This window comes from Microbacterium sp. A8/3-1 (genome assembly GCF_040267695.1).
GTDB classification, from domain to species: Bacteria; Actinomycetota; Actinomycetes; order Actinomycetales; family Microbacteriaceae; genus Microbacterium; species Microbacterium luteolum.
In genome coordinates this window covers 865,218-889,659 of the sequence record NZ_CP158357.1, presented here as the reverse complement: position 1 = coordinate 889,659, position 24,442 = coordinate 865,218, and the positions used below count along the sequence as shown (strand labels likewise).

Here is a 24,442-nt window from a genome sequence, read left to right as displayed (position 1 = left end):
CTGAGCCCGTCGACACGCTCGTGTCCGGGGTCCGGGAGAGAATGGACCCATGGGACACGGCGACGGCAGAGGGCAGATCACCTCGCCCACCGACGCCGACGACACCGGGACCCGCATCCTGCATGTCGACATGGACGCGTTCTACGCGGCCGTCGAGGTCCTCGACGACCCGAGCCTGCGCGGGCTGCCGCTGATCATCGGTGCTCCGGACGGGCGCTCCGTCGTGTCGAGCGCTTCGTATGAGGCGCGTCGGTACGGCGTGCACGCGGCCATGCCGGTGTCCCAGGCGTTGCGGCTGTGCCCGACGGCGCGTATCGTGCTGCCGCACTTCCACCGCTACCAGGAGGTCTCCCGTCAGGTGATGGCGATCTTCGAATCGTTCACGCCGCTGGTGGAGCCGCTCTCGGTCGACGAGGCGTTCCTCGACGTGCAGGGCGTCCGACGCCTCTGGGGGAGTCCTGCACGCATTGCCGGTCTCATCCGTGAGCGCGTGCTCGACGAGGTCGGGATCACGTGCAGCGTCGGTGTCGCTGCCACGAAGCACGTGGCGAAGATGGCCTCGACCATCGCCAAGCCCGATGGGATGCTCGTGGTCGCGGCGGCCGACACGCTCGACTTCCTCGCACCGCGTCCCGTACGGGCGATGTGGGGCGTCGGGCCCAAGGCGGCCGAGGCTCTGGAAGCCCGCGGCATCCGCACGATCCACGACATCCGCGAGTCCTCACCCGAGATGCTCGAGCGGGCTGTGGGCCCCGCGCTCAGCACGCGACTCGCGCAACTCGCCCGCGGGGAGGATCCGCGCACGGTGGAGACCGAGCGCATCGAGAAGAGCATCGGGCACGAGGAGACCTTCGATCACGACATCCTGGACCGTGCTTTCCTCCGGGCGGAGCTGCTCCGTCTCGCTGACCGCGTGGCGGCCCGGCTCCGGCGAGCGGAATGGGAAGCGGGCACGGTCTCGATCAAGGTGCGCTTCGACGACTTCCGCACGCTGAACCGGTCCCAGACGCTGAGCGAGCCGTCGGCCGTCGGACAGCGAATCGGCGAGGCCGCTCAGGCCCTGTACGAGCAGATCGATCGTCGTGATCCCGTCCGTCTCCTGGGTGTGCGCGCCGAGAACCTGCGTCCGGCCGGCGGCGGTGGCCTGGGGCTGTGGGACGACGACGAAGACTGGCGGAAGGTCGAGGGGGCCGTCGACGAGGCAGTCGCGAGGTTCGGCACCGCGACGATCAGTCGCGCACGCCATATCGGTCGTGGCGACGGGCGCGGTGCGGCGCAGCATCCGAAGGCGCACGGCGTGGATTGACCGCGCACGTCCGTGATTCGTGGGCTAGCGTGGGACCATGCCGAACATTGCACTGGAACTGGGAAAGCAGATCGCGTCCTTCGGCGTGAAGAGCGCTTACGGTGAGCCGCAGGACGTCGACGGGGTGAGCATCACTCCGGTGTCCCTCACCTACTCCGGTTTCGGCGGCGGCAGCGCGGAAGGCGGCGAAGGCGGTGGTGGCGGCGGCGTCTCCATCCCGGTCGGTGTGTACGTCCGTCGCGAAGAGGGACTGCGGTTCGAGCCGAACATCGTCACCCTGCTGGCCGTGGCTGTGCCGTTCGTCTGGGTCACCGGGCGGGCGCTCTCGCGCATCATCCGTGCCCTCAAGAAGTGACGATCCGGTCGCGGCAGCGATCGATCGCGCCGCGACGCTGATCGCGCAGGATGTCGTCGCTCTGGCGGCGGCGAATCCGGTCGTCCTGATCGACGGTCGCAGCGGTGCCGGGAAGTCGACTCTGGCCGCTCGGCTCGCAGCGCGCTGGCCGCTCGCGGGACGAGTGCAGCTGATCGCGCTGGATTCGCTGTATCCGGGCTGGGACGGTCTCGACGCCGGTGTGGATCGTGCACTCGAGTGGATCCTCCGTCCGCACGGACGCGGATACCTGGGCACCTGGCGTCGCTGGGACTGGGAGCGCGAGACGGAGGCCGAGAGTCACGCCGTCGACCCCGCTCTCGGCGTCATCGTCGAAGGCAGCGGCATCCTGACGCCGTCGACGGTCGGGCTCGGGGACGTGCGGATCTGGGTGGAGTCAGGGGAGCCCGCTCGCAAGGCTCGAGCGCTGGCGCGTGACGGCGAGACGTATCGGCCGCACTGGGACCGGTGGGCGGCTCAGGAGCGTCTCCATGTGGAGCGCGACGACCCGCGGATGCTGGCGACCAGGATCGTCGACGTCCCCTAGAGGTTCATCGGCCTCGTCGCTCGTCGAGCTCATCGGCCGCCTGGATCAGCACTTCGAGGCGGTATCCGAGCCAGTCGTAGATGCCGCCACGGGCGTCGTCGGTGGTCTGCTCCTCCGTGGTGATCCCGAGCCGATCGGCGATCACCAGCCGGATCGCCGTGAGCGTGCGCAGCCAGGCGTCGATCTCCTCCTCCGCGATGACGAGATCGCGGGGCGCCAGTGCGTCCTCCTCGGACAGCACGTCGACGTCGACGTCGAAGGGGTCGAGCGCCGTGCTCACGATGGTCGCCTCGTCGAGCCGCCGATCGAGCAACTCGTCCCGGGTGCTGTCGGCGAACGCCTTCGCGGCCGCCTGATCCTCCGGGTACGCGCTCGGTGTCAACCGCCGAACGGCCGGATCTTCCACGGCGCGATCGCGCATCAACTCGCGGAAGTCGTCCACGAGCCGCGCGAGATGTGCGCCTTCGATCAAGGCGAGCGAAAGGACGATCTCCCGGGCGCTCATCCGCCCACCTTCCGCACCGTCGCCCAGAGGCCGTAGTCATGCATCGCCTGGGCGTGCACCTCCATCGTCTCGCGCGGCCCGGTCGCGACGATCGCGTGTCCGTCGTGGTGGACGGCGAGCATCAGTGCTGTCGCGCGCTCCGTGGAGTAGCCGAAATACGTCCGGAACACCCGGACCACGTAGCTCATGAGGTTCACCGGATCGTTCCACACGACCACCTCCCAGGGCTCGAGGGGAGCGGCTTGGAGATCGGTGATCTCCTCGAGATCGGGGACGGCGATCGGGGTGCTCATGCCCAGCCCATCTCGTGGAGCTGCTCGTCATCGAGGCCGTAGAAGTGGGCGATCTCATGCACCAGGGTGGTGTGGATCTCATCCCGCAGCTCCGTTTCGGTGTCGCACTGCGCGAGATGGGGCTCCCAGAACAGCACGATCCGATCGGGAAGCTCGCCCATGCCGTACTGGGTCCGTTCGGTCAGAGCGAGCCCGTCGTAGAGCCCCAGCAGATCGAGGGTGCCGTCTTCGGGGCGGTCCTCGACGACGAACACGACGTTCTCCAGCCCGTCGACCATGTCGTCGGGCAGCTGGTCGAGCTCGTCGATCACGAGGGCCTCGAAGGCGGCAGCATCCATCTCCATCCGCTCCAGCCTAGGGGCGGGCGCAGGGCGACACGGCCGTGTCAGTGAAGGAAGACGAGGAGTGCCGCCACCGCGATGAACAGGACGCCGAACACGGTGTTGAGGATGCGCTGACCGCGTGCGGAACGAGTCAGTCGCCGGAACGGGCGGGCTGCTGCGGCGAAGAAGCCCCACATCACGATGACGTCGACGATGATCACGGTCACGACGAGGGTGAGGTACTGGGGGAGAGGCGGCTCATCCAGTCGGATGAACTGGGGGATGAAGGCGAGGAAGAAGACGATCGCCTTCGGGTTGAGCAGGTTGACCCAGAACCCGCGCCGGATCATCGACCAGTGGCTCTCGCGGGAGTCGATGGGAGAGATCTCGTCGTCGGCGACGACGACATCGGGCTTCGCGAGGATGAGCCGGACGCCGAGGAACACGAGGTAGGCCGCGCCCGCGTACCGGATGGCGTTGAAGAGGAACTCCGAGCGCGACACAAGGAGTCCGACGCCGGCGGCGACGATGGCGACATGGACGATGAGGGCGATCTGCTGTCCGACGATGCCCCAGATCGAACGGCGCCACCCCTGATTGAGCGCGTTCGACATCGTGTTGATCGCACCGGCACCGGGCGTGAAGCTGATGACCACCGAGGCCGTGAGAAGAGAGAACCAGACCGCGAGTGACACCCCGTCAGTCTAGAGCCCGGCGCCTGGGCGGCCGAGACGCAGAAGAGGCCCGAATCATCCGATTCGGGCCTCTTCACTGGGGTGAGTAACGGGACTCGAACCCGCGACATCCGGCACCACAAGCCAGCGCTCTACCAGCTGAGCTATACCCACCATGTGCCCACCGGAGCGGGCAACCAGATGAGTCTATTACATGTTCGAGGTGAACTCCGACACCGTCCGGGTCGCGATGCCGCGTGCGTCGTCGCTGGACGGGCCGGGCTCGGCGACGAAGACGGCCTCGCGGTAGTAGCGCAGCTCGCGGATCGACTCCAGGATGTCGGCGAGCGCGCGGTGCCCACCGTCCTTGGACGGAGCCTGGAAGAACACGCGCGGGTACCAGCGACGCGACAGCTCCTTGATGCTGGAGACGTCGACGTTCCGGTAGTGCAGCCACTGATCGACCTGCGGCATGTACTTCGCGAGGAACATGCGATCGGTGCCGATCGTGTTGCCGGCGAGGGGCGCCTTGCGCTCCAGAGGGACGAATCGTCGGATGTAGGCGAGCGTCTGCGCTTCCGCCTCCTCCAGCAAGACGCCGTGGGGGATCTCCTCGATCAGCCCCGATGTCTCGTGCATCTTGGTGACGAAGTCGTTCATGTTCGCGAGGGCCGCGTCGTTCGGGCGGATCACGACCTGAAAGCCGGGATCGATGGGGCGGAGCTCGAAATCGGTGATGACGACGGCGATCTCGACGAGTTCATCGACCGCCAGATCGAGTCCCGTCATCTCGCAGTCGATCCATACGAGACGATCGTTCTCGGACGCAGATACCATGCCGCCATACTATCGACGGGCCCGACATCGGCGGCCGGGCGCGGTACGGTAGATGCACGCCTCCGTAGCTCAGGGGATAGAGCAGGAGCCTTCTAATCTCTTGGTCGCAGGTTCGAATCCTGCCGGGGGCACCCAGATCGACTGCGTCTCGACCGCAACTCGTCCCGCAGGGCGAGTGCAGCCGGTCAGGAGTACCGCAGTGCGGCGACCGCGTCGTCCGGCCGCCAGAACTCCCCGACGATGCGGAACGTGCCCGTCGCGAGGTGCAGGCGCTCGGCGCGGTAGCGCAGGCCCAGCGGGTCGGCGACGATCCTCAGGTGGCCGAGGACGCGCTCGGTCCGGTCTTGAACGCGCCAGAGATGATCGGCCGCGCGGACGAGGTGCTCGCGTGCGGAGGAGAGCCGAGGCGTCGCGTAGGGAACCTCGGGCAGATAGGTGGTCAAGCTGTCGGACATCGGAACTCCTTTCTGATTCGAACATATGACCGACCACCGACATTCCTCCGAGAGCCAGCGAGGACCGTCGAAGCTGTTCTGCACACGCCGGATCTCACGAGGGCTCTCCACCGATCGCGTGTCTGACGTGTCCGTCGGGAACCGCGATCCCGCACGCTGGTGCGATCCGGGCATTCGACCCGGGCATCGAGAGGACTGAGAATGATCGACACCGTCACCATCGTCGGGCGAGTAGCCACCGATCCGACACACGGACAGACCGGAGGAGGGGCGCCGGTCACCAACTTCCGACTCGCCAGCACCCACCGCCGATTCGACAACGCGACCCAGGCGTGGATCGACGCGGACACGAACTGGTTCTCGGTCGCCGCGTTCCGGCAGCTCGGCGAGCATGCCAAGGCGTCGCTCCGAACGGGGGACAGCGTCATCGTCACCGGTCGGCTCCGGATCCGTACCTGGGAGAGCAACGGCAAACAGGGGACCAGCGTCGACATCATCGCCGAGGCGATCGGACACGATCTGCGGTGGGGGACGACCGCGTTCCTCGCCCGGAGTCGAGCGACGCCTTCGGACGCGGGGACCCACGGGGCCACCCCGGAAGCGCGCTCGGCCGATCAGGAGAACGACTTCGACACCGATACCGGTGCCGACGCCGATGATCATCGAGAGCTGCCCGATCTGGATCTCTCGTGGGCGGAAGCCCCGGCGGGTGCCGCAGCCACGTCCGCGACCGCGCACTGAAGGGGCGACGAAGGGACGGACCAGGACCGGTCGGCGGTGCGGCCTGCACGGTCGCTGCCCGTAGACTCAGCACGTGCTTCGTCGACCGGTCTCTGCGGCGCCGCGGAAGGCTGCCTCCGTCCTGGCTCTCGCCTCCGGGCTGCTCCTCCTCTCCGCCTGCACGCCGGGGCCCGACTCCGTCGCACCGCCATCCGCCGAGGCTTCGCCGACGCCGGATTCCACGGTGCCGGCGGAATCGGTGCTGGTACCTGACGGCACCGCCGAGGACAACCTCCCCGTCTTCACGAGAGTGTCGGACGGCGTCTGGGCCTCGGAGCAGCGGGGGTCGGGTCGCGCGTACATCGACGCCCTCACCGCTGCGGGGTTCGACCGCGCCGCGATGCAGGTGACTCAGGACCTCTCCACCGTCGGCAACACGGCGGAGAGCCTGCAGTTCTCGGTGCGCTGGGGTGAGGACGAATGCCTGATCGGCCAGGTCGGGCCCTCGACCGGGCAGGTCGTCACCGCGGTGATGCCCCAGTTGGCGGAAGGGCGCTGTCTGGTCGGCACGACTCGTCCCATCGACTGGTGACACAGCCGAGGGCCGGTAGGCTGGAGTGTCGATCTTCGACGCCAACAGAAGGAGCGGTTTTCGGTGGCTGAGTACATCTACTCGATGGTGCGTGCACGCAAGGCAGTGGGCGAGAAGCTCATCCTCGACGACGTCACCATGGCATTCCTTCCCGGTGCCAAGATCGGCATGGTGGGTCCGAACGGCGCCGGTAAGTCGACGATCCTCAAGATCATGGCAGGCCTCGACACGCCGTCGAACGGCGAGGCCAAGCTCTCCCCGGGCTTCACGGTCGGCATCCTGATGCAGGAGCCCGAACTCGACGAGTCGAAGACGGTGATCGAGAACATCCAGGACGGCATCGCCATCAAGGCGAAGGTCGACCGCTTCAACGAGATCTCGGCGCTCATGGCCGACCCCGACGCCGACTTCGATGCGCTTCTCGCCGAGATGGGCGGGCTCCAGGAGGAGATCGACGCCGCAGACGGCTGGGACCTCGACTCCCAGCTCGACCAGGCGATGGATGCCCTGCGCACCCCGCCGGCCGACGCTGCCATCGCCCCGCTCTCCGGTGGTGAGAAGCGTCGCGTGGCGCTGGCGAAGCTGCTGCTCCAGAAGCCTGATCTCCTGCTCCTCGACGAGCCCACCAACCACCTCGACGCGGAGAGCGTGCTCTGGCTCGAGCAGCACCTGCAGGCGTACAAGGGCGCGGTGATCGCGATCACCCACGACCGGTACTTCCTCGACCACGTCGCCGAGTGGATCGCCGAGGTCGACCGCGGTCGTCTCATCGGCTACGAGGGCAACTACTCGACCTACCTCGAGAAGAAGGGCGAGCGCCTGGAGGTCCAGGGCAAGAAGGACGCGAAGCTCGCCAAGCGCCTCAAGGAGGAGCTCGAGTGGGTTCGGTCGAGTGCCAAGGGCCGCCAGACCAAGTCCAAGGCCCGTCTCGCCCGTTACGAGGAGATGGCGACGGAGGCGGAGCGGACCCGGAAGCTGGACTTCGACGAGATCCAGATCCCCGCAGGCCCTCGCCTCGGTGGCATCGTCATCGACGCCAAGAAGCTGCAGAAGGGCTTCGATGACCGCGTGCTGATCGACGGCCTCAGCTTCAACCTGCCGCCGAACGGTATCGTCGGCGTCATCGGGCCGAACGGTGTGGGTAAGACCACGCTGTTCAAGACGATCGTCGGCCTCGAGCCGCTCGACGGAGGCGACCTGAAGGTCGGCGAGACGGTCAAGATCAGCTACGTCGACCAGTCGCGCTCGAACATCGACCCGAACAAGACCCTGTGGGAGGTCGTGTCCGACGGGCTCGACTACATCCAGGTCGGCAAGACCGAGATCCCCTCTCGCGCGTACGTCTCGAAGTTCGGCTTCAAGGGGCCGGACCAGCAGAAGAAGGCCGGCGTCCTCTCCGGTGGTGAGCGCAACCGTCTCAACCTCGCGCTGACGCTGAAAGAGGGCGGCAACCTGCTGCTCCTCGACGAGCCCACCAACGACCTCGACGTCGAGACGCTGAGCTCGCTCGAGAACGCTCTGCTCGAGTTCCCCGGCTGTGCCGTGGTCATCACCCACGACAGGTGGTTCCTCGACCGTATCGCGACGCACATCCTCGCCTACGAGGGCACCGACGAGAACCCCGGCCAGTGGTACTGGTTCGAGGGTAACTTCGAAGCCTACGAGGAGAACAAGATCAGCCGCCTCGGACCGGACGCGGCGAAGCCGCACCGCTCCACGCACCGCAAGCTCACGCGCGACTGATGTCCTCGCCCCGCCTGCACATCCCGATCCACCTCCGCTGGGGCGATCTGGATGCCTTCAACCACGTCAACAACACCTCGATGCTCAAGCTGCTCGAGGAGGCGCGGGTGCGGGCGTTCTGGCGTGCAGGACCGGGGGAGGAGGCGCCGTCCACGGCTGTGCTCGACTCCGGCATCGACGAGGGCATCCTCACCCTCATCGCCCGCCAGGAGATCGAGTATCTGGCTCCGGTGCCGTACCAGCGCCGCCCACTCGAAGTGCAGATGTGGTTCGGGAAGCTCGGCGGGTCGAGCGTCGAGGTCTGCTACGAGGTGCACAACGACCCCGCCGCCGAGCCTCGGACGATCTACGCGCGCTCGACGGCGGTGATCGTCCTGGTGGACGCGGCCAGCGGTCGTCCGACTCGTCTGACCCAGGAGATGCGCGACGCCTGGGAGCCCTTCGTGGGCGCGTCGATCGAGTACGCGCACCGCTAGACCGATTCGCCGCCTCGTCGCGGTACCGTCGTCGTGTGCCCTCACGCCGACGATTCCCCGCCACCACGTCATCGGCGGCGCGTGCACGCTACGCGAAACGGCGGCAGCGCCGGCTCGACAAGGTGACCAACGACCTCACCCCGTCCCAGTGGGCCGACATCGTGGCGGCCTGGGGCGGATGCGCATACTGCGGCGTGCAGGACGACCGGCTCCAGCGGGACTGCGTCATGCCGATCTCCCGGGGCGGGCGATACACCGTCGACAACGTCGTCCCGGCGTGCGCGTCCTGCAATGCGAGCAAGAGCAACAGCGAGGTCACCGGTTGGCTGCGCCGCAAGAAGCTCGACGAGCGCCGCTTCCTCGTCCGCTACGCCGAGATCCTGCCCACGCTCAGTCGGGACTAGTCCGCGGGCACGCGGATCATGATCTCCTGCGCGACGCTGGCCACGAGACCGCCTTCGCGGGAGTAGATCCGTCCGGTGGCGAGTCCCCGGCCCCCGCGCGCGTTCGGTGACTCCTGCACGTAGAGCAGCCACTCGTCCACCCGGGCCGGACGATGCCACCACATCGCATGGTCGAGGCTCGCGACCTTCAGCCCCGGCATCGCCCAGTACACGCCGTGCGCCCGCAGGATCGACTCCTGGATCGTCATGTCGCTCAGATAGGCGAGCGCCGCGCGGTGCAGGCGCTGATCGTCGGGAAGCGGCGCGCGCATGCGCATCCACACCGCCTGTCTGGCCACATGCGGATCGTCGCTCGGCAGGTAGAGCGGAGAGTCCACGTGTCGGATGTCGGCAGCCCGCTCGCTCAGCATCCGCGCGGTCCCTCCGGGGAGTCCCTCCACGCGATCCTCGTCCGGAGCGAGATCCTCCGGGGCAGGCATCCCCTCCGGCATCGGCTCCGCATGCTCCACACCCGGATCCGCGTCCTGGAACGACGCGATCATCGAGAAGATCGGTACGCCGTTCTGGTACGCCTGGGACCGCCGCGTCGAGAACGACCGGCCGTCGTGGATGCGGTCGACGGCGATCGTGATCCCCTGACTCGCATCCCCCGGACGAAGGAAGTAGCCGTGCATCGAGTGGACGGCGCGATCCTCGGGGAGGGTGCGCTCCGCGGCGATCAGGCTCTGCGCCAGGACTTGACCGCCGTAGATGCGCCCGGTCGGCATCGGATGCGATGCCCCAGTGAAGATGTCCTCGGTGGTGCGCGCCTGCGTGACCTCGAGGTCGAGCACGTCGAGCAGTCGTTCGACGGTCCGGATGGCGTGGTCTTCGGGGCTCATTCTTTCCTCTCCGCGACCGCGGGCACCGGTCCGTTGGTAGTTTAGAACGCGTGCCGCATCACCTTCTCCTCACTGATCCCGAAACGGCGAAGGACGTCCTCACGTTCGTGGGGAGGGCGACGAGGATCACGGATGACGGCGTGCGACTTCAGGCATCGAACGGCGTCCTCGCGCTGACGACGGCAGCACTCGCCCCGCACGGGCTCTTCGACAGCACGCCCACTGTGCTCGCGATGCGCATCGTGCACGCCGACCCGGAGCTCGAGTGCGACATCGTCGTCGACCAGCTCACGGCGGCCGAAGACCCGTTGCGCTTGACGCTCCCGGAGACGGGACTCTCACCGGCCTGGGCCGGGGTCGCACCGCCCCGAGGGGACTGGACGCCGGCGGCGACGCTTCCGGCGTCGATGATCGCTCAGCGCGCACAGTGGGGCATCTCCGCCGTCGCGCGAGGGGCGACGCCGGGATCGGGCGAGGAGGCCGTTCGTGCGCTGCGCGCGGCGATCTGGGGCGAGCCCGACGACGATCTGGGCGGCCTGCCCCGAGGGATCGCCTTCGCCGCCGACGCCCTGGGATTCATCTCGGGCGAGGAGGAGGTCCCCGTGATGCGTTCGGGACGATGGACCCGCCTGGCGTTCCGGCGCGGGCATGTGCTGGCGCGCGGACCGGTCGCATCCGGGCTGACGGCCGTCCGCGACACCGGTACTGCCGGCTGAGCCCCTCGCTGACTCAGCGCGCGGCGGCGCGTCCCGCCTGGCGGCCGGAGAACAGGCACCCTCCGAGGAAGGTTCCCTCCAGCGCCCGGTACCCGTGCACGCCCCCACCGCCGAAGCCGCTCGCCTCTCCTGCGGCATACAGCCCGGGGATCGCTGCGCCCGCGGCATCGAGTGCCCGCCCGTCGAGGTCGGTGTTGATGCCGCCGAGCGACTTCCGCGTGAGCACGTGCAGCTTGACCGCGATGAGCGGCCCGGCTGCCGGATCCTGCAGACGATGCGGCGCCGCGGTGCGGATCAGCTTGTCGCCGCGGTAGCTGCGCATCGAGCGCAGCATTCCGATCTGCGCGTCCTTCGTGAAGTCGTTGTCCATCTCGCGGTCACGCGCGACGACCTCGCGTCGCACGTTCTCGATGTCGAGAGCCTCGCCGCCCGGATGCTGCTGCATCTGCTCGAGCAGGGACTCGAGGTCCGATTCCACGATGAAGTCCTCGCCCTCGTCGAGGAACGCCTGCACCGGACCGGTCGGGCCCTTCGCGAGTCGGGAGGTGAGCAGCAGCCCGACGTCTTTGCCGGTGAGGTCGGGATTCTGCTCGCTGCCGGAGAGCGCGAACTCCTTCTCGACGATGCTCCGCGAGGTGACGAACCAGGAGTGGTCGTGGCCGGTCGTGCGCAGATGCTCCAGCGTCCCGAGCGTGTCGAAGCCCGGGAACAGCGGGACAGGAAGCCGCTTGCCGGTCGCATCGAGCCACAGCGAGGACGGACCGGGGAGGATGCGGATGCCGTGCGACGGCCACACCGGGTCCCAGTTCGTGATCCCCTCGACGTAGTGCCACATCCGGTCGCCGTTGATCAGGCGGGCTCCTGCAGCCTCGCTGACGGCCTGCATCGAGCCGTCGACGTAGGCCGGAACTCCGGTGAGCATGTGGTCGGGTGGCGTGCCGAGACGCGAGGGCCAGGCCGCTCGCACCATGTCGTGGTTTCCGCCGATGCCGCCGGACGAGACGATCGTGGCGCCGGCGCTGATCTCGAACCCGCCGATCACCTCGCGGGAGGACTCGGCGCCGCGCCGTGCGCCGCTCGTCGCCAGCACGTCGCCGCGCGCGCCCGTGACGACACCGTCGGTGACGATCAGCTCGGAGACACGGTGGCGCGGCAGCACCGTGAGATGTCCCTCGCGCTCGCCCTGCTCGACCGCGGCTGCGAACGGCGCGACGACCCCTGGCCCGGTTCCCCAGGTGATGTGGAAGCGGGGGACCGAGTTGCCCGGCCCGATCGCCCCGTACCCGCCGCGCTCCGCCCACCCGACCACGGGGAAGAAGCCGACGCCGCGCTCACGCAGCCAGGCGCGCTTCTCGCCAGCCGCGAACTGCAGATAGGCCTCTGCCCACCGCCGCGGCCACTCATCCTCCGGGCGATCGAAGCCCGCGTTGCCGAACCAGTCGTGCGTCGCGAGCTCGAGCGAGTCCTTGATGCCCAGACGACGCTGCTCGGGGGAGTCGATGAAGAAGAGTCCGCCGAATGACCACCACGCCTGCCCGCCGAGGTTCGTCCGCGGTTCCTGGTCGATGAGGATGACCCGACGCCCGGCCGTGAGGGCCTCGGCGGCGGCGACCAGCCCGGACAGCCCCCATCCGATCACCAGGACATCAGTGGACAGGGGCGTCTTCGTCATGAGTTCTCCGTTGATTCCTGACGTGATCGGGTCTCGAGCGTGGGACGCCCGCCGGTGGCGGTCCCGATCCCCGACGGCTCGAATGTGTTCACCATGGCATAGGCCGCCCGCTCCAGGTAGTCCCAGAGCGTCGATTCGTGCAGGGGCGACAACTGCGCCTCGTCCACGGCGGTCCTCATGTGACGGAGCCAACGATCCCGAGCGTCGGGATCGACGTGGAAGGGCATGTGGCGCATGCGCAGGCGCGGATGCCCGCGGGTCTCGCCGTAGGTGGTCGGGCCGCCCCAGTACTGCTCGAGGAACATGAGCAGGCGCTGCTCGGCAGGCCCGAGATCCTCCTCGGGGTACATCGGCTTGAGCACCGGGTCAAGCGCGACCTCGCGATAGAAGACCGAGACGATCTTCGCGAACGTCTCGTGTCCGCCGACCTCGTCGTAGAACGTCACTTCTGGGGGCTCCCATCGTCGGTCGGCTTCTTGCGACGCCAGATCCCGCGGTCAGGGATGACCGGCACTCCGGTGACGGCGTTGGGGCGGGTCCTGGGGGGATTCGCGCCGCGGACGCGTCGAGCTCCGTCGAGTCCGGTCGGGGCGACCTCGACCATGCTCGGCACCGCGATCTCCTTCTCGGTGAGCGCAGCGCGCAGGCGCCGGCGGAGTTCCTGGGCGACGTCGTCCTTCGCGTTGGCGCGCGCCTTGATCACGATGCGCACGACGAGGGCGTCCCCGCTGATCGACTCGAGTCCCCAGAGCTCGGGCTTCTCGATGATGCGGGTGCGCCACTTGGGATCCTTCGCGAGTCCCTGCGCGGTCTCCAGCATCGTGTGCTCGACCTGCTCCAGATCTGAATCGGCCGGCACTCCGAGATCGATGATCGCGCGAGCCCAGCCCTGCGACATGTTGCCGATGCGGGTGACCTCGCCGTTGCGCACGTACCAGAGGGTGCCGTTCACGTCGCGCACCTGGGTGATGCGCACGCTGACGTACTCGACCACGCCGCTCGCGAGCCCGAGATCGACCACGTCGCCGATGCCGATCTGGTCCTCGGCGACGATGAAGATGCCGTTGAGCACGTCCTTGACGATGTTCTGGGCGCCGAAGCCGAGACCGGCGCCGACAGCGGCGGTGAGCAGGGTCAGAGAGCCCAGGAGACCGGGGGAGAGGGCGCCGACGACGAGCACGAGCGCGATCACGACGAGCATCACGTTCACGATGTTCTGCAGGATCGTTCCGAGCGTGCGCGTCCGCTGGACGAGCCGCATGTCGGACAGCGGGGAGCGCTCGAGCGCCTGCGTGTCGTCGACGGCCGCCTTGTTCTTGGCGCTGTCGACGATGCGATGCACCACGCGACGGATGACGACGCGCAGGATGAGTCCTATGACGATGCAGCTGACGATGATGAGGGCGACGGCGAGCGCCTTCATGCCGACGTCGCCGAGCACGAGGAGGGTCTGCTTCCACCACTCCGGGAGCTCTTCCGGCGTCGTCGGGGGTGCGTTCTCGAAGGGGATCATCATCACTCCGATCCTAGCGATCGGGCCTCAGCGTGGGCTGGATGCCGTACAGCCTCAGCGCCCGCTGCCGGGCGCCGAGCCTGTCGGGGTGATCAGTCGTCCGCGTCGCGCGACTGCGCGGCCAGAGCGCGCTCGACGTCGGCCAGGTTCTCCAGGACGAGACGGCGGAGCGCCGGCGCGGCATCCTGGTTCGCGGCGAGCCAGGCGCGCGTGGCGTCACGCAGCGCGATGTCCGCGAGCGCCGTCGGGAACAGTCCCACGACGAGGTACTGCGCGATCTGGTACGAGCGCGACTCCCAGACGGGAAGCAGCATCTCGAAGTACGCCGGCACGAACTCCCGCAGGGCCTCGGCGCCGGCCGGATGCACGAAGCCCAGCGCTGCCGATCGGACGATCGTGTTCGGGGCGTCGTCCCGTTCGATGAGCGAGGCCCACGCGGTCTTCTTCGACGCCGCGTCGGGGAGGGCGGCCCGCGCCTGGGCGGCGAACTCGCCACCCTTGGCGGTGTTGTCCGCGGCGAGGGCGGCGTCGATGGACCCGGCATCCGTCGCGCCGATCGTGGCGAGGCCGACGAGCAGCTGCCAGTTCAGGTCGGCGTCGATCTCGAGCCCGGGGAGGGTCTCCTCACCGGAGCGCAGGCGCCCGACGATTCCGGCGTGCTCGGGCGTGACCAGGGCGTTCGCGAACGCGGTGACGAACTGCAGCTGGCTGTCGCTGCCGGGTTCGGCAGCCTCGGCCAGTGCCCAGATGCCGTCGGCGACCTTCAGGCGTGCGGCCTCGCGGTCGGCGGGTGCCACGTACAGCGTCGCGGCGGTCCGCAGCTGGCCGAGCGTGGTGCGGACGGTCGTGGACTCCGTCTCCCGGCCGATGTTGCCGAGCACCAGGTCGATGTAGGCGGACGCCGGGGTCTCGGCGTCGCGCGTCTGATCCCAGGCCGCGCCCCAGACCAGCGAGCGCGCCAGCGGGTCGTGGATGTCGGCGAGGTGGGCGATCGCCGTGGCGAGCGACTTCTCATCGAGACGGATCTTGGCGTACGCCAGGTCGTTGTCGTTGAGCAGCACCAGATCGGGGCGCTTGATGCCCTGCAGCTCCGGCACCTCGGTGCGATCACCGTCGACATCGACCTCGACGTAGTGCGTACGCGTGAGCGTGCCGTCGGCCAGCGTGTAGAAGCCGATGCCGAGGCGGTGCGGACGGATCGTCGGGTAGTCGGCCGGCGCGGTCTGCGTGATGGCGAAACGCGAGATGGTGCCGTCTCCGCCTTCGGCGATGACCGGCTCCAGCGTGTTGACACCGGCCGTCTCGAGCCACTTCTTCGACCACGTGCTGAGGTCGCGACCGCTCGTGGCCTCGAGCTCGGAGAGCAGGTCGCTCAGCTCGGTGTTGCCCCACGAGTGCTTCTGGAAGTACTGCGAGACCCCGCCGAAGAACGCCTCGATGCCGACCCAGGCCGCGAGCTGCTTGAGCACGGAGCCGCCCTTGGCGTAGGTGATCCCGTCGAAGTTGACCTGGACGTCTTCGAGATCGTTGATCTCCGCGACGATCGGATGCGTGGAGGGGAGCTGGTCCTGGCGATAGGCCCAGGTCTTCTCCATGGCGTTGAACGTGGTCCACGCCTCGGTCCATTCGGTGGCCTCCGCCGTGGCGATGGTCGACGCCCACTCGGCGAAGGACTCGTTGAGCCAGAGGTCGTTCCACCACTTCATGGTGACGAGGTCGCCGAACCACATGTGCGCCAGCTCATGCAGGATCGTGACGACGCGGCGCTCCTTGACCGCGTCGGTCACCTTGCTGCGGAACACGTAGGTCTCGGTGAAGGTGACCGCGCCCGCGTTCTCCATCGCGCCGGCGTTGAACTCGGGTACGAAGAGCTGGTCGTACTTCGCGAACGGATACGGCACGCCGAACTTCGACTCGTAGTACGCGAAGCCTTCGCGGGTCTTGTCGAAGATGTAGTCGGCGTCGAGGTGCTGCCACAGGCTCTTGCGGCCGTAGACGCCGAGGGGGATCACCCGGCCCGACGCGCTCGTCAGCTCGGAGAACGTCGACTCGTACGGTCCTGCGACGAGCGCGGTGATGTACGAGGAGATGCGGGGAGTCGGCTCGAAGCCCCAAGTGGCGGTGACGTCGTCGTCGTGGAGGATCGGCTCGGGCGTCGGGGAGTTGGAGACGACCTTCCATGCCGAAGGGGCCGTGATCGTGAACTGGAACGTGGCCTTGAGGTCGGGCTGCTCGAAGACGGCGAACACGCGGCGAGAATCCGGGACCTCGAACTGCGAGTAGAGGTAGACCTCTTCGTCGACGGGATCGACGAAGCGGTGCAGTCCCTCGCCGGTGTTGGTGTACAGGCAGTCGGCGTCGACGACCAGCACGTTCTCCGCCTGGAGTCCGGTGAGGGCGATGCGCGAGTCGGCGAAGACCTCGTCCGGGTCGAGCTGCTCGCCGTTGAGGGAGATCTCGCGGACTTCCCGCGCGATCAGGTCGATGAAGGTGAAGCTCGCAGGCGTCGCGGAGAAGCGCACGACGCTGCGGGAGCCGAAGACCTCGGCACCCTTGGTCAGATCGAGGGCCACCTCGTACGACTGGGTGTCGACGACGTCGCGGCGCTCCTGCGCTTCGATGCGGGTGAGGTTCTCTCCAGGCACAGATGTACTCCCAGGGGTGAGGGGATGTCACCGGAGTCGGGCGCAGTTGGCGCCGACGGCAACCCTGACAGCCTACGCCAGAGCAGCGGACCAGCTCGCTCCGGAGAGGTGAAAGGATGGGAGGGTGACTGCGACCGAGCCGAACACCGTCCTCTTTGCCTCGCCTGCCGCTGCCGGCGGCGCACCGTTCGTGACGACCCCGGTCGCCTACGACGGCATCCTCCTGGCGGGCTTCGGCGGACCGGAGGGCCAGGACGACGTGATCCCGTTCCTGCGCAACGTCACGAGGGGTCGCGGCATCCCGGACGAGCGACTGGAGGAGGTCGCCCACCACTATCGCCACTTCGGCGGTGTGAGCCCGATCAACGGTCAGAACCGGGTGCTCAAGGAAGCCCTCGAGGCGGAACTCGCGGACCGCGGGATCGACCTGCCCGTGTACTGGGGCAACCGCAACTGGGCCCCGTACCTCGAAGAAGTGGTGACGGAGGCCTCCGCTCAGGGGCACAACACGCTCCTGGCTTTCGCGACGAGCGCCTACAGCTCCTTCTCCAGCTGCCGCCAGTATCGCGAGGACTTCGCGCGGATCCTCGAGGACACCGGGCTCGGCGACACCGTCACGATCGACAAGATCCGCCCCTTCTACGACCACCCGGGCTTCGTCGAGGCCTTCGAGACCGGGGTGCGCGAGGCGGTCGAGCAGTTCCTGGCCGCCGGCAACGCCGCCGCCGACATCCAGATCCTCTTCTCCACCCACAGCATCCCGACGGCCGACGCCGAGCGCTCCGGCGCGCGCGACATCGAATGGGGCGAGGGCGGCGCCTACGCGGCCCAGCACCTGGCCGTCGCCGCGTGGGTCATGGACCGCGTCCGCGAGAGCGTGCCGGCAGCGGCGGACGTCTCCTGGGAGCTCGTCTACCAGTCGCGTTCCGGTCCCGCCTCCCAGCCCTGGCTGGAGCCCGACGTCTGCGACGTGATCGGCGAACTGCCCTCCCGCGGGCGCACGGCCGTCGCCGTGGTGCCCGTCGGATTCATGAGCGATCACATGGAAGTGCTGTGGGATCTCGACACCGAGGCCGCCGAGGCCGCAGAAGAGGCAGGACTCGCGTTCACGCGCACCCCCACTCCCGGCGTCTCGCCCTCGTTCGTCGCGGGGATCGTGGACCTGATCGAGGAGCGGCTCCAGGGCCGCCCCAACGAGGAGCGCCCGCACGTCACCGCGCTGCCCGGCGGCTTCGACGTCTGCCGTCCCGGATGCTGCGAGAACATCCGCGCGGGGTTCAAGCCGGCCGCGGCGGGCGTCGCACCCTGACATCCCCTCGCGCGGTCGCCGCTTCTAGGATGGGAGCCATGCGCATCCACATCGCCACCGACCACGCGGGTCTCGACTTCTCCACGCAGCTGCAGGATCACCTGCGCACCGCCGGACATGAGGTCATCGATCACGGTCCGATCGTCTACGACGCGGTCGACGACTATCCCGCCTTCTGCATCCGTGCGGCGCAGGCGGTCGTCGCCGACCAGACGGCCGGCGTCGAGGCGCTCGGCATCGTCTTCGGAGGGTCCGGCAATGGGGAGCAGATCGCCGCGAACAAGGTGCAGGGCATCCGGGCAGCACTCGTCTGGAACCTCTCGACGGCCGAGCTGGCCCGTGAGCACAACGATGCGAACGTCATCTCCATCGGTGCGCGACAGCACACGTACGAAGAGGTCACGGGCCTGATCGACCGCTTCATCGCGACGCCGTTCTCCGGCGAGGAGCGTCACGTCCGCCGGATCGGGCAGATCGCGGAGTTCGAGCGCGACGGCTCCCTCCTTCCGGACCCGAGGGCCTGACATGCCTGAGGGGCATTCCGTCCATCGCATCGCCCGGCAGTTCGACCGGAACTTCGTCGGGAAGACGCTGCACGCCTCGAGCCCCCAGGGGCGATTCGCCGAGGGCGCGGCCGTCCTCGACGGGCGGGCAGCCGTGAGCGTCAAGGCCGTCGGCAAGCAGATGTTCCTCGAGACCGAGGGCGACCTCTGGCTGCGGGTGCATCTGGGCCTCTACGGGGCCTGGGACTTCGCGGGAGAGATCCTGCTCGACCCCACGATCGCTTCCGCGAACGGGCGCATGGGGCAGACGAATCAGCGCGGCGCGGTGCTGGACGAGCCGATCCTCGACGACGCGGGGGAGAACTCGCTCTCCTCGATCGGCGCACCGCGGCGCACACGCGTGCATGTACGGATGTCTGAGCAGACGAAGGGGCTCGCGGACGAGGGCATGGACTGGCCGCCGCCGATCGTGGGCCAGGTGCGGCTGCGTCTCATGACCGACATCACCGCTGCCGACCTGCGCGGACCGACGGCCTGTGTGCTGCAGACACCGGAGGAGATGCTCGCCACCGTCGCGAAACTCGGCCCCGATCCTCTCGTCGGCGATCCGGTGGAGAACGAGGAGCGGTTCGTCCGCGCCGTCGCCAAGACGCAGACCGTCATCGCCCTGCTGCTGATGGATCAGTCGGTCGTGAGCGGCATCGGCAACGTCTACCGCGCGGAGATGCTCTACCGTCAGCGCCTGAACCCGCATACACCGGGACGCGACGTGCCGGAGGAGATCGTCCGCGCCCTGTGGCACGACTGGGTGCGGCTGCTCGCGATCGGCGTCGAGACCGGTCAGATGATGACCATGGACGACCTCTCGCCGGACGAGTACCGGGCGGCCATGGCGAGCAGGGACGACCGCCACTGGGTCTATCACCGCGCTGGTCTGCCTTGTCGGGTGTGCGGCACGGAGATCGCCCTCGAGGAGATCGGTGCGCGCAAGCTGTACTGGTGTCCTCGCTGCCAGGCGTGACGGTCCCGCTCTAGGCTGGATTCATGCGACAGAATCCGAGCTTCACGCTGGCCGACGTCACCGAGATGCGTCGAGTGATCGATGCGAATCCGTGGGCGAACATCGTCAGCGCAGGGAGCGACGGGCTCGTCGCCTCGCACTACGTGGTTCTGCTGGACGAAACGCGGGACGATCTCACGGTCGTGGGCCATGTCGGCCGCCCCGATGACCTGATCCACGGCATGGGGGAGCGCGAGCTCCTGGTGGTCTTCCAGGGCCCGCACGGCTACGTGTCGCCCGGGTGGTACGGCGACGTGCAGGCGGTCCCGACCTGGAACTACACGGCCGTGCACCTCTCCGGAGTGCCGGAGATCCTGAACGACGAGGAGAACCTCGAAGTGCTCGATCGCCTGGTGCGCCGCTTCGAGGAGCGGATGCCGGATCCGCGCCTGATGTGGGAGCGGCCGAACAACCCCGCTTTCGTGCAGCGCCTGGCCGCGGGGACGGTCGGGTTCCGGCTGACGCCGACGCGGGTGGTCGCCAAGCGGAAGCTGAGTCAGAACAAGCCCGCCGAGACGATCGAGGCCGTGATATCCGCGCTGTCGGAAGACGGGCCCTACGCCAACCGCGAGCTCGCCGCGGAGATGCGCCGTGCGCAGGACGCGCGCACGGGAGCGTCGCGTTGACCGCGCGGGAGACGGTCGTCGACACCGTGCGAGCCGTGCGGATCGCTGGCCCCGGCCGCGAGTTCCTGATCGACGACGAACCCGTCGACATCCTGATCGAGGACGGGCGCATCGCCGATATCGCTCCGACCGGAGCGCTCCGTGCGCGAGGCGAGGTCCTGGACGCGGACGGAGCCTGGGCGGTTCCGGGGCTCTGGGACAATCACGTGCACACCGTGCAGTGGGCGCTGGCCGAAGAGCGCGCGCCCCTCGGATCGGCGGACTCGGCGGCGGCCGCGGCACGCCTCATGAGCGATGTGCGGCCGCTCTCGGACGGACGACGCGTGGGCAGCGGCTTCCGGGACGCGCTCTGGACAGACCTGCCGTCGCTCGAGATGCTGGATGCCGCGACAGGAGCCGTGCCGACCTATCTGATCAACGCCGATGTGCACAGCGTCTGGCTGAACTCCGCCGCCCTCGCCCGTGAGAGCTTCCGGAGCCCCGACGGAATTCTGCGTGAGGAGGACGCCTTCGAGATCTCCCGGCGTCTCAACGCCGCCGATCCCGCACACGGCGACCGGGCGGTGCGGAGCGCCGGTGACCGTGCGGCGGCGCGAGGGATCACCGGACTCGTCGACTTCGACATGGCATGGAACGCCGACGCCTGGCCCCGACGGGTCGAAGCCGGTTTCGCCGCGCACCGTGTGGAGTTCGCGATGTACCCGTTCGACCTCGATCGAGCGATCTCGTCCGGTCTCCAGACGGGGGAGCTGCACGAACCCTCGGACAGTCCGGAGACGGGGCGCGGACTCATCCGAGTGGGGTCCCTCAAGGTCATCACCGACGGCTCGCTCGGCACCAGGACGGCTGCCTGTTCGCACGCGTATCCCGGTGATCCGCACAACTTCGGGATGCTGACCGTTCCGTCGGACGCGCTCGTGGAACTGCTGACCCGGGCCACCGGTGCCGGCCTGGCCGTCGCTGTGCACGCAATCGGCGACCGAGCGATCACCTCGGCGCTCGATGCGTTCACGGTCTCCGGCGCGGTCGGAACCATCGAGCACGCGCAGCTCGTGCGACACGCGGATCTCGCCCGGTTCGCGCGGCTCGGCGTCGCCGCGAGCGTGCAGCCCCAGCATGCGATCGACGACCGCGATCTCGTCGCGAAGCACTGGGCGGAGCAGACGGCGATCAGCTACCCGCTCGCGTCCTTGCGCAACGCCGGAGCGGAGCTCCGATTCGGCTCGGATGCCCCCGTGGCAGAACTCGACCCGTGGCAGGCGATCGCTGCGGCCGTGGCCCGGACCGACGATGACCGAGCCCCGTGGCATCCGGAGGAGTCACTGACCGTCGACCAGGCGATCGAGGCGAGCGTGCGCTCCACGCTCCGGCCCGGAGAGCCGGCGGACATCGTGCTCTGCGGCGAGGATCCGCGTACGGCGACGGCGCCGCGTCTGCGTGAGATGCCGGTCGTCGCGACGCTTCTCGCCGGTCGCGTCACGCACACGCGGTAGGCCCCCGCACGCGAAAGGGCGGGACTCGGTGATCCCGAGTCCCGCCCTTTCGTGATGGTGGTCAGGCCGCGATGTGCGAGACGAGGAACCAGCGGTCCTTGTCGAGACCGCGCTGGATCTCGATCGCGACGTCCTGGCTCGTCAGGTCGACCTCGTCGAGGCCGTCGACGGCGGCGCGGACGTCGACGAGGATCGCGTCGATGTCGGCGATGACCGCACGGATGAGCTCATCGGACTGCGTGAAGCCGGCGGGGACGCCGGTCGCTCCGGCCTTCGCCGCGACGGCGCTCACGCGCGCGTCGATCGGAAGTCCGAGGGCGACGATGCGCTCTGCGGCGGTGTCGGCGAAGTCGCCGGCGTGCGCGACGATCGTGTCGAGCAGCTCGTGGACGCCGACGAAGTTCGCGCCGCGCACGTGCCAGTGGGCCTGCTTGCCGTTGACGGTCAGCGCCTGGAGGCCGAGGACGACGGGGGAGAGGAACTGCGCGGCGCCGGCGGCGACGGTCGGGTCGACGGCGGTGGTGGAAACGGTCTGTGCCTTGCTCATCTTCTGCTCCTCAAAAGCGAAATCTCGTATCTGTTGAAGACAACGCTACTCACGCTCAGACATTCCGCAAGCAAGCTGAGGCTCGGCTCACTTCCGCGTGATTCCGCGGAAGTGAGGGTAGTCTCACCTCATGACCATCGCCTCCGACGCCTCCGTTCTCTCCCTGCCGGACAGCACCCCGTCGATCGATGCCTCCGCGTTCGTCGCGGCGGGTGCGCGCATCGTCGGCGACGTCTCCCTCGCGGCAGGCGCCAGCGTCTGGTACAACGCGGTGCTGCGCGGCGACTCCGCCGGGATAGTCATCGGGCCGGGCAGCAATGTGCAGGACAACGTGTCGGTGCACGTGGATGCCGGGCACCCCGTCGTCGTGGGCTCGAAGGTGTCGATCGGACACAACGCCGTCGTGCACGGCTGCACCATCGGCGACGGCTCGCTCGTCGGGATGGGATCGGTGATCCTCAGCGGCGCGGTGATCGGCGAAGGATGCCTGATCGCGGGCGGCGCCGTCGTGCTCGGCGGGACGGAGGTCCCGGCAGGTTCCCTCGTCGCCGGCGTCCCCGCGAAGGTGCGCCGGTCGCTCAGCGAAGAGGAGCGCGCCGGGTTGATCGCCAACGCCGAGATCTACCTGGGCCACCTGCAGACCCACGCCGCCGCGTCTCCGGTGTGACTCGGACCGGCCGCTAGGCTGGAACGTGTACGGGGCGGTGGCCAAGCTGGTTAAGGCAGTGGGCTCATAACCCAACGATCGCGGGTTCAAGTCCCGCCCGCCCTACCATCGGCACCGGCCGTCAGTCGGTGGCAGCGCTCTCGAGGTGCTCGTCGACGAGCGTGATCCCGCCGCTCGAGTTCGCGGAGTGCGCGAGATCCTCGATCCAGCTGCGGCTGAGCTCCGGGGTCTCCGGCTCCTGGAAGACGAAGCGGAGCGGGATCGAGGGGTGCAGCCAGAGGGTCGAGCGTCCGGGCGCGTCGCCCTCCGGGTGTCGCCACGACAGCGTGAAGCTCTCATTGCGCCGGAGTTTGGTGGCGATCACGACCTTGAGATGGGCGAGCGCGCGGTCCTCGATCTGGATCGGATCCTGGGCATCGCCGTAGTAGAGGCTTCCCATCTGTCAGCAGGCGTCTCGAGAGATGACGGGCGCGTGGCTCATGGAACTCCTCGGGGACGGCAGTGCGGACCGACGGGCGGTCGGGGGATGGTTGAACTCTAGTCAACGCGTGAGACCGTCTCCGCCACGGATCGGAACCCGCCGTCACGGACGAACAGAGTCTTCGCCTGGTGTCACGCGGCGAGCAGGATCCGAGGTGAGGGAGGGCGCCTCGCCGTACGCCTCCCGATAGGCCGCGGTGAAGCGGGACGGATGGCTGAAGCCCCACCGACGAGCGATCGCGCGGACGGAGGCGCCTTCGCCGTTCTGGAGATCTCGACGCGCCCCGTCGAGCCGCGCGCGCCGGAGTGCATCGGTCGGCGTGATGTCGAGGGCGCGGCGGAAGGCGTACTGGAGGCCTCTCGTCGAGATGAAGGACGCGCCCGCGACGTCATCCACGGTGATCGGCAGATGCGCGTTGTCCTCGATGTAGGACAGGGCGCGCCGCACGGTCATCGGCGCACCGGAGCGCTGCGGAGGTCGCCGCATCGACTCCGCCAGTGTCGTGGGGAACGTGGACAGCGTCATCATCAGCGCGTGCCGCTCGAACTCGGACAGGAGCAGGCGGTCGTCGCCGGTCTCATCCCCCAGAGCGGCATCGAGGTAGTGGAACATCCGCTCCCACTGCGCTGCCGCAGCGGCCGAGCGCGGCGCGAGTCCGAGAGCGCGCAGCTCGATCCCGTCGTCACCCGTGAACTGCCTGGCGCGCTCCTGCGCCGCCTCGCGGTCGAACACGAATGCCCTGACGCGCGCCGAGCGGTGCCATCGCGCCTGGACCTGTGCGCCGTCGGTCAACCAGGGGAGTCGGGCGTCGAGCGTCTGCCCTTCCGACCAGACGTGAGCATCGGCGGAGTCGACGCGGCACACCAGGAGCTGGTCGCGCGGTTCGGCGGTGGAGTGGACCTGTGCCGCGAGGTCGTACCTCACGAGCGTCGCGCTGCCGAGATCGGCGGATCGCCAATCGAACCGGAATCGCTGCGGGTCGACCTTCTGCAGCGCCGCAGACGGGACGTACTGCTGCCAGGTGGACTCCACGTCGTCGACGTTCCTGGACGTGAACTGCATCGCCTGCTTCCTCCTCACA

At 68.5% G+C, this 24,442-nt stretch carries 29 protein-coding genes and 3 tRNA genes; 17 read left to right on the top strand and 15 right to left on the bottom strand.

Going from position 1 to position 24,442, the window contains the following annotated elements; all coding sequences use genetic code 11:
* Positions 1-49 precede the first annotated feature (49 nt).
* From dinB to ABS642_RS04455, 3 genes are read left to right on the top strand one after another with little or no spacing between them, the layout of a single operon-like run.
* Positions 50-1,306 (top strand): DNA polymerase IV, encoded by a 1,257-nt coding sequence (gene dinB / locus ABS642_RS04465; protein ID WP_350352395.1) that lies wholly within the window; start codon positions 50-52, stop codon positions 1,304-1,306.
* A 37-nt stretch (positions 1,307-1,343) separates the two neighbouring features.
* Positions 1,344-1,661 (top strand): hypothetical protein, encoded by a 318-nt coding sequence (locus tag ABS642_RS04460; protein ID WP_116635034.1) that lies wholly within the window; start codon positions 1,344-1,346, stop codon positions 1,659-1,661.
* The gene (locus tag ABS642_RS04455) at positions 1,645-2,226 is read left to right on the top strand and encodes a hypothetical protein (RefSeq protein ID WP_282217240.1); all 582 of its coding nucleotides are present in this window, start codon (positions 1,645-1,647) and stop codon (positions 2,224-2,226) included. The genes ABS642_RS04460 and ABS642_RS04455 overlap by 17 nt, the downstream gene beginning before the upstream one ends.
* A gap of 4 nt (positions 2,227-2,230) precedes the next feature.
* Here ABS642_RS04455 and ABS642_RS04450 read toward each other — a convergent pair whose 3' ends face one another.
* The 6 genes from ABS642_RS04450 to orn form a co-directional block, all read right to left on the bottom strand.
* Positions 2,231-2,731 carry a DUF2017 family protein gene (locus tag ABS642_RS04450; protein WP_350352394.1) on the bottom strand — a complete coding sequence of 167 codons (501 nt, stop codon included), beginning with the start codon at positions 2,729-2,731 and terminating at the stop codon, positions 2,231-2,233.
* Positions 2,728-3,024, bottom strand: a complete 297-nt coding sequence (gene clpS / locus ABS642_RS04445; RefSeq protein WP_282217238.1) for an ATP-dependent Clp protease adapter ClpS — start codon at positions 3,022-3,024, stop codon at positions 2,728-2,730. Before clpS ends, ABS642_RS04450 begins: the two co-directional genes overlap by 4 nt.
* Positions 3,021-3,368, bottom strand: coding sequence for a metallopeptidase family protein (locus ABS642_RS04440; RefSeq protein ID WP_350352393.1), 348 nt, complete (start codon positions 3,366-3,368; stop codon positions 3,021-3,023). Before ABS642_RS04440 ends, clpS begins: the two co-directional genes overlap by 4 nt.
* Before the next feature lie 41 nt (positions 3,369-3,409).
* Positions 3,410-4,042, bottom strand: coding sequence for a LysE family transporter (locus tag ABS642_RS04435; protein ID WP_350352392.1), 633 nt, complete (start codon positions 4,040-4,042; stop codon positions 3,410-3,412).
* Between the two features lie 77 nt (positions 4,043-4,119).
* Positions 4,120-4,195, bottom strand: a tRNA-His gene (locus ABS642_RS04430).
* 36 nt (positions 4,196-4,231) lie between these two features.
* On the bottom strand, positions 4,232-4,858 hold the full coding sequence (gene orn / locus ABS642_RS04425) for an oligoribonuclease (protein ID WP_350352391.1): 627 nt from the start codon (positions 4,856-4,858) through the stop codon (positions 4,232-4,234).
* Positions 4,859-4,916: 58 nt separating this feature from the next.
* Between orn and ABS642_RS04420 the strand changes: the two genes are divergently transcribed.
* Positions 4,917-4,989, top strand: a tRNA-Arg gene (locus ABS642_RS04420).
* 54 nt (positions 4,990-5,043) lie between these two features.
* On the opposite strand, the gene ABS642_RS04415 is transcribed toward ABS642_RS04420, so the two are convergent.
* A complete protein-coding gene (locus ABS642_RS04415; RefSeq protein WP_282217235.1) occupies positions 5,044-5,313 on the bottom strand; it encodes a hypothetical protein in 270 nt (89 codons plus the stop codon).
* Positions 5,314-5,514: 201 nt separating this feature from the next.
* On the opposite strand from ABS642_RS04415, the gene ABS642_RS04410 reads away from it, so the two are divergent.
* The 5 genes from ABS642_RS04410 (at position 5,515) to ABS642_RS04390 (ending at position 9,248) form a co-directional block, all read left to right on the top strand.
* The gene (locus tag ABS642_RS04410; RefSeq protein ID WP_350352390.1) at positions 5,515-6,054 is read left to right on the top strand and encodes a single-stranded DNA-binding protein; all 540 of its coding nucleotides are present in this window, start codon (positions 5,515-5,517) and stop codon (positions 6,052-6,054) included.
* A gap of 73 nt (positions 6,055-6,127) precedes the next feature.
* Entirely contained in the window at positions 6,128-6,625 is a 498-nt protein-coding gene (locus ABS642_RS04405) for a hypothetical protein (protein ID WP_350352389.1), read from the top strand.
* Between the two features lie 63 nt (positions 6,626-6,688).
* The gene (gene ettA / locus ABS642_RS04400) at positions 6,689-8,368 is read left to right on the top strand and encodes an energy-dependent translational throttle protein EttA (protein WP_282217232.1); all 1,680 of its coding nucleotides are present in this window, start codon (positions 6,689-6,691) and stop codon (positions 8,366-8,368) included.
* Positions 8,368-8,844, top strand: coding sequence for a thioesterase family protein (locus ABS642_RS04395; protein ID WP_282217231.1), 477 nt, complete (start codon positions 8,368-8,370; stop codon positions 8,842-8,844). The genes ettA and ABS642_RS04395 overlap by 1 nt, the downstream gene beginning before the upstream one ends.
* 35 nt (positions 8,845-8,879) lie before the next feature.
* The gene (locus ABS642_RS04390) at positions 8,880-9,248 is read left to right on the top strand and encodes an HNH endonuclease signature motif containing protein (protein WP_350352388.1); all 369 of its coding nucleotides are present in this window, start codon (positions 8,880-8,882) and stop codon (positions 9,246-9,248) included.
* Here the strand turns inward: ABS642_RS04390 and ABS642_RS04385 are convergent.
* Entirely contained in the window at positions 9,245-10,129 is an 885-nt protein-coding gene (locus tag ABS642_RS04385) for an acyl-CoA thioesterase II (protein ID WP_282217229.1), read from the bottom strand. The two genes, ABS642_RS04390 and ABS642_RS04385, sit on opposite strands and share 4 nt — an antisense overlap.
* Positions 10,130-10,179: 50 nt before the next feature.
* Here ABS642_RS04385 and ABS642_RS04380 point away from each other — a divergent pair, with 50 nt between their 5' ends.
* Positions 10,180-10,845, top strand: coding sequence for a hypothetical protein (locus ABS642_RS04380; protein ID WP_350352387.1), 666 nt, complete (start codon positions 10,180-10,182; stop codon positions 10,843-10,845).
* A 13-nt stretch (positions 10,846-10,858) separates the two neighbouring features.
* Here the strand turns inward: ABS642_RS04380 and ABS642_RS04375 are convergent, their stop codons facing one another.
* The 4 genes from ABS642_RS04375 to pepN form a co-directional block, all read right to left on the bottom strand.
* Positions 10,859-12,517, bottom strand: a complete 1,659-nt coding sequence (locus ABS642_RS04375) for an FAD-binding dehydrogenase (RefSeq protein ID WP_350352386.1) — start codon at positions 12,515-12,517, stop codon at positions 10,859-10,861.
* Positions 12,514-12,963, bottom strand: coding sequence for a globin (locus ABS642_RS04370; protein WP_282217226.1), 450 nt, complete (start codon positions 12,961-12,963; stop codon positions 12,514-12,516). Before ABS642_RS04370 ends, ABS642_RS04375 begins: the two co-directional genes overlap by 4 nt.
* Complete coding sequence (locus ABS642_RS04365; protein ID WP_350352385.1) at positions 12,960-14,033, bottom strand: mechanosensitive ion channel domain-containing protein; 1,074 nt, start codon at positions 14,031-14,033, stop codon at positions 12,960-12,962. Before ABS642_RS04365 ends, ABS642_RS04370 begins: the two co-directional genes overlap by 4 nt.
* A gap of 89 nt (positions 14,034-14,122) precedes the next feature.
* Positions 14,123-16,675, bottom strand: a complete 2,553-nt coding sequence (gene pepN, locus ABS642_RS04360) for an aminopeptidase N (RefSeq protein ID WP_350352384.1) — start codon at positions 16,673-16,675, stop codon at positions 14,123-14,125.
* Positions 16,676-16,799: 124 nt separating this feature from the next.
* Here pepN and ABS642_RS04355 point away from each other — a divergent pair, with 124 nt between their 5' ends.
* From ABS642_RS04355 to ABS642_RS04335, 5 genes are read left to right on the top strand one after another with little or no spacing between them, the layout of a single operon-like run.
* Positions 16,800-17,984 (top strand): ferrochelatase, encoded by a 1,185-nt coding sequence (locus tag ABS642_RS04355; protein WP_350352383.1) that lies wholly within the window; start codon positions 16,800-16,802, stop codon positions 17,982-17,984.
* Between the two features lie 38 nt (positions 17,985-18,022).
* On the top strand, positions 18,023-18,508 hold the full coding sequence (locus tag ABS642_RS04350; RefSeq protein WP_350352382.1) for a ribose-5-phosphate isomerase: 486 nt from the start codon (positions 18,023-18,025) through the stop codon (positions 18,506-18,508).
* Position 18,509: 1 nt separating this feature from the next.
* Positions 18,510-19,508: a DNA-formamidopyrimidine glycosylase family protein gene (locus ABS642_RS04345; protein WP_350352381.1), complete on the top strand. Its 999-nt coding sequence runs from the start codon at positions 18,510-18,512 to the stop codon at positions 19,506-19,508.
* Between the two features lie 23 nt (positions 19,509-19,531).
* On the top strand, positions 19,532-20,173 hold the full coding sequence (locus ABS642_RS04340) for an FMN-binding negative transcriptional regulator (protein ID WP_350352380.1): 642 nt from the start codon (positions 19,532-19,534) through the stop codon (positions 20,171-20,173).
* Positions 20,174-20,199: 26 nt separating this feature from the next.
* Positions 20,200-21,666 (top strand): amidohydrolase family protein, encoded by a 1,467-nt coding sequence (locus ABS642_RS04335; RefSeq protein WP_350353399.1) that lies wholly within the window; start codon positions 20,200-20,202, stop codon positions 21,664-21,666.
* A gap of 61 nt (positions 21,667-21,727) precedes the next feature.
* Here the strand turns inward: ABS642_RS04335 and ABS642_RS04330 are convergent, their stop codons facing one another.
* Positions 21,728-22,213 (bottom strand): DNA starvation/stationary phase protection protein, encoded by a 486-nt coding sequence (locus ABS642_RS04330; protein ID WP_116635011.1) that lies wholly within the window; start codon positions 22,211-22,213, stop codon positions 21,728-21,730.
* A gap of 130 nt (positions 22,214-22,343) precedes the next feature.
* On the opposite strand from ABS642_RS04330, the gene ABS642_RS04325 reads away from it, so the two are divergent.
* Both ABS642_RS04325 and ABS642_RS04320 read left to right on the top strand, forming a co-directional pair.
* A complete protein-coding gene (locus tag ABS642_RS04325; RefSeq protein ID WP_350352379.1) occupies positions 22,344-22,880 on the top strand; it encodes a gamma carbonic anhydrase family protein in 537 nt (178 codons plus the stop codon).
* A 31-nt stretch (positions 22,881-22,911) separates the two neighbouring features.
* Positions 22,912-22,988 (top strand) — tRNA-Ile (locus ABS642_RS04320).
* A 13-nt stretch (positions 22,989-23,001) separates the two neighbouring features.
* On the opposite strand, the gene ABS642_RS04315 is transcribed toward ABS642_RS04320, so the two are convergent.
* Entirely contained in the window at positions 23,002-23,319 is a 318-nt protein-coding gene (locus tag ABS642_RS04315; protein ID WP_282217219.1) for a hypothetical protein, read from the bottom strand.
* Positions 23,320-23,463: 144 nt separating this feature from the next.
* Positions 23,464-24,423 carry a helix-turn-helix transcriptional regulator gene (locus tag ABS642_RS04310; RefSeq protein WP_350352378.1) on the bottom strand — a complete coding sequence of 320 codons (960 nt, stop codon included), beginning with the start codon at positions 24,421-24,423 and terminating at the stop codon, positions 23,464-23,466.
* Positions 24,424-24,442: the final 19 nt, after the last annotated feature.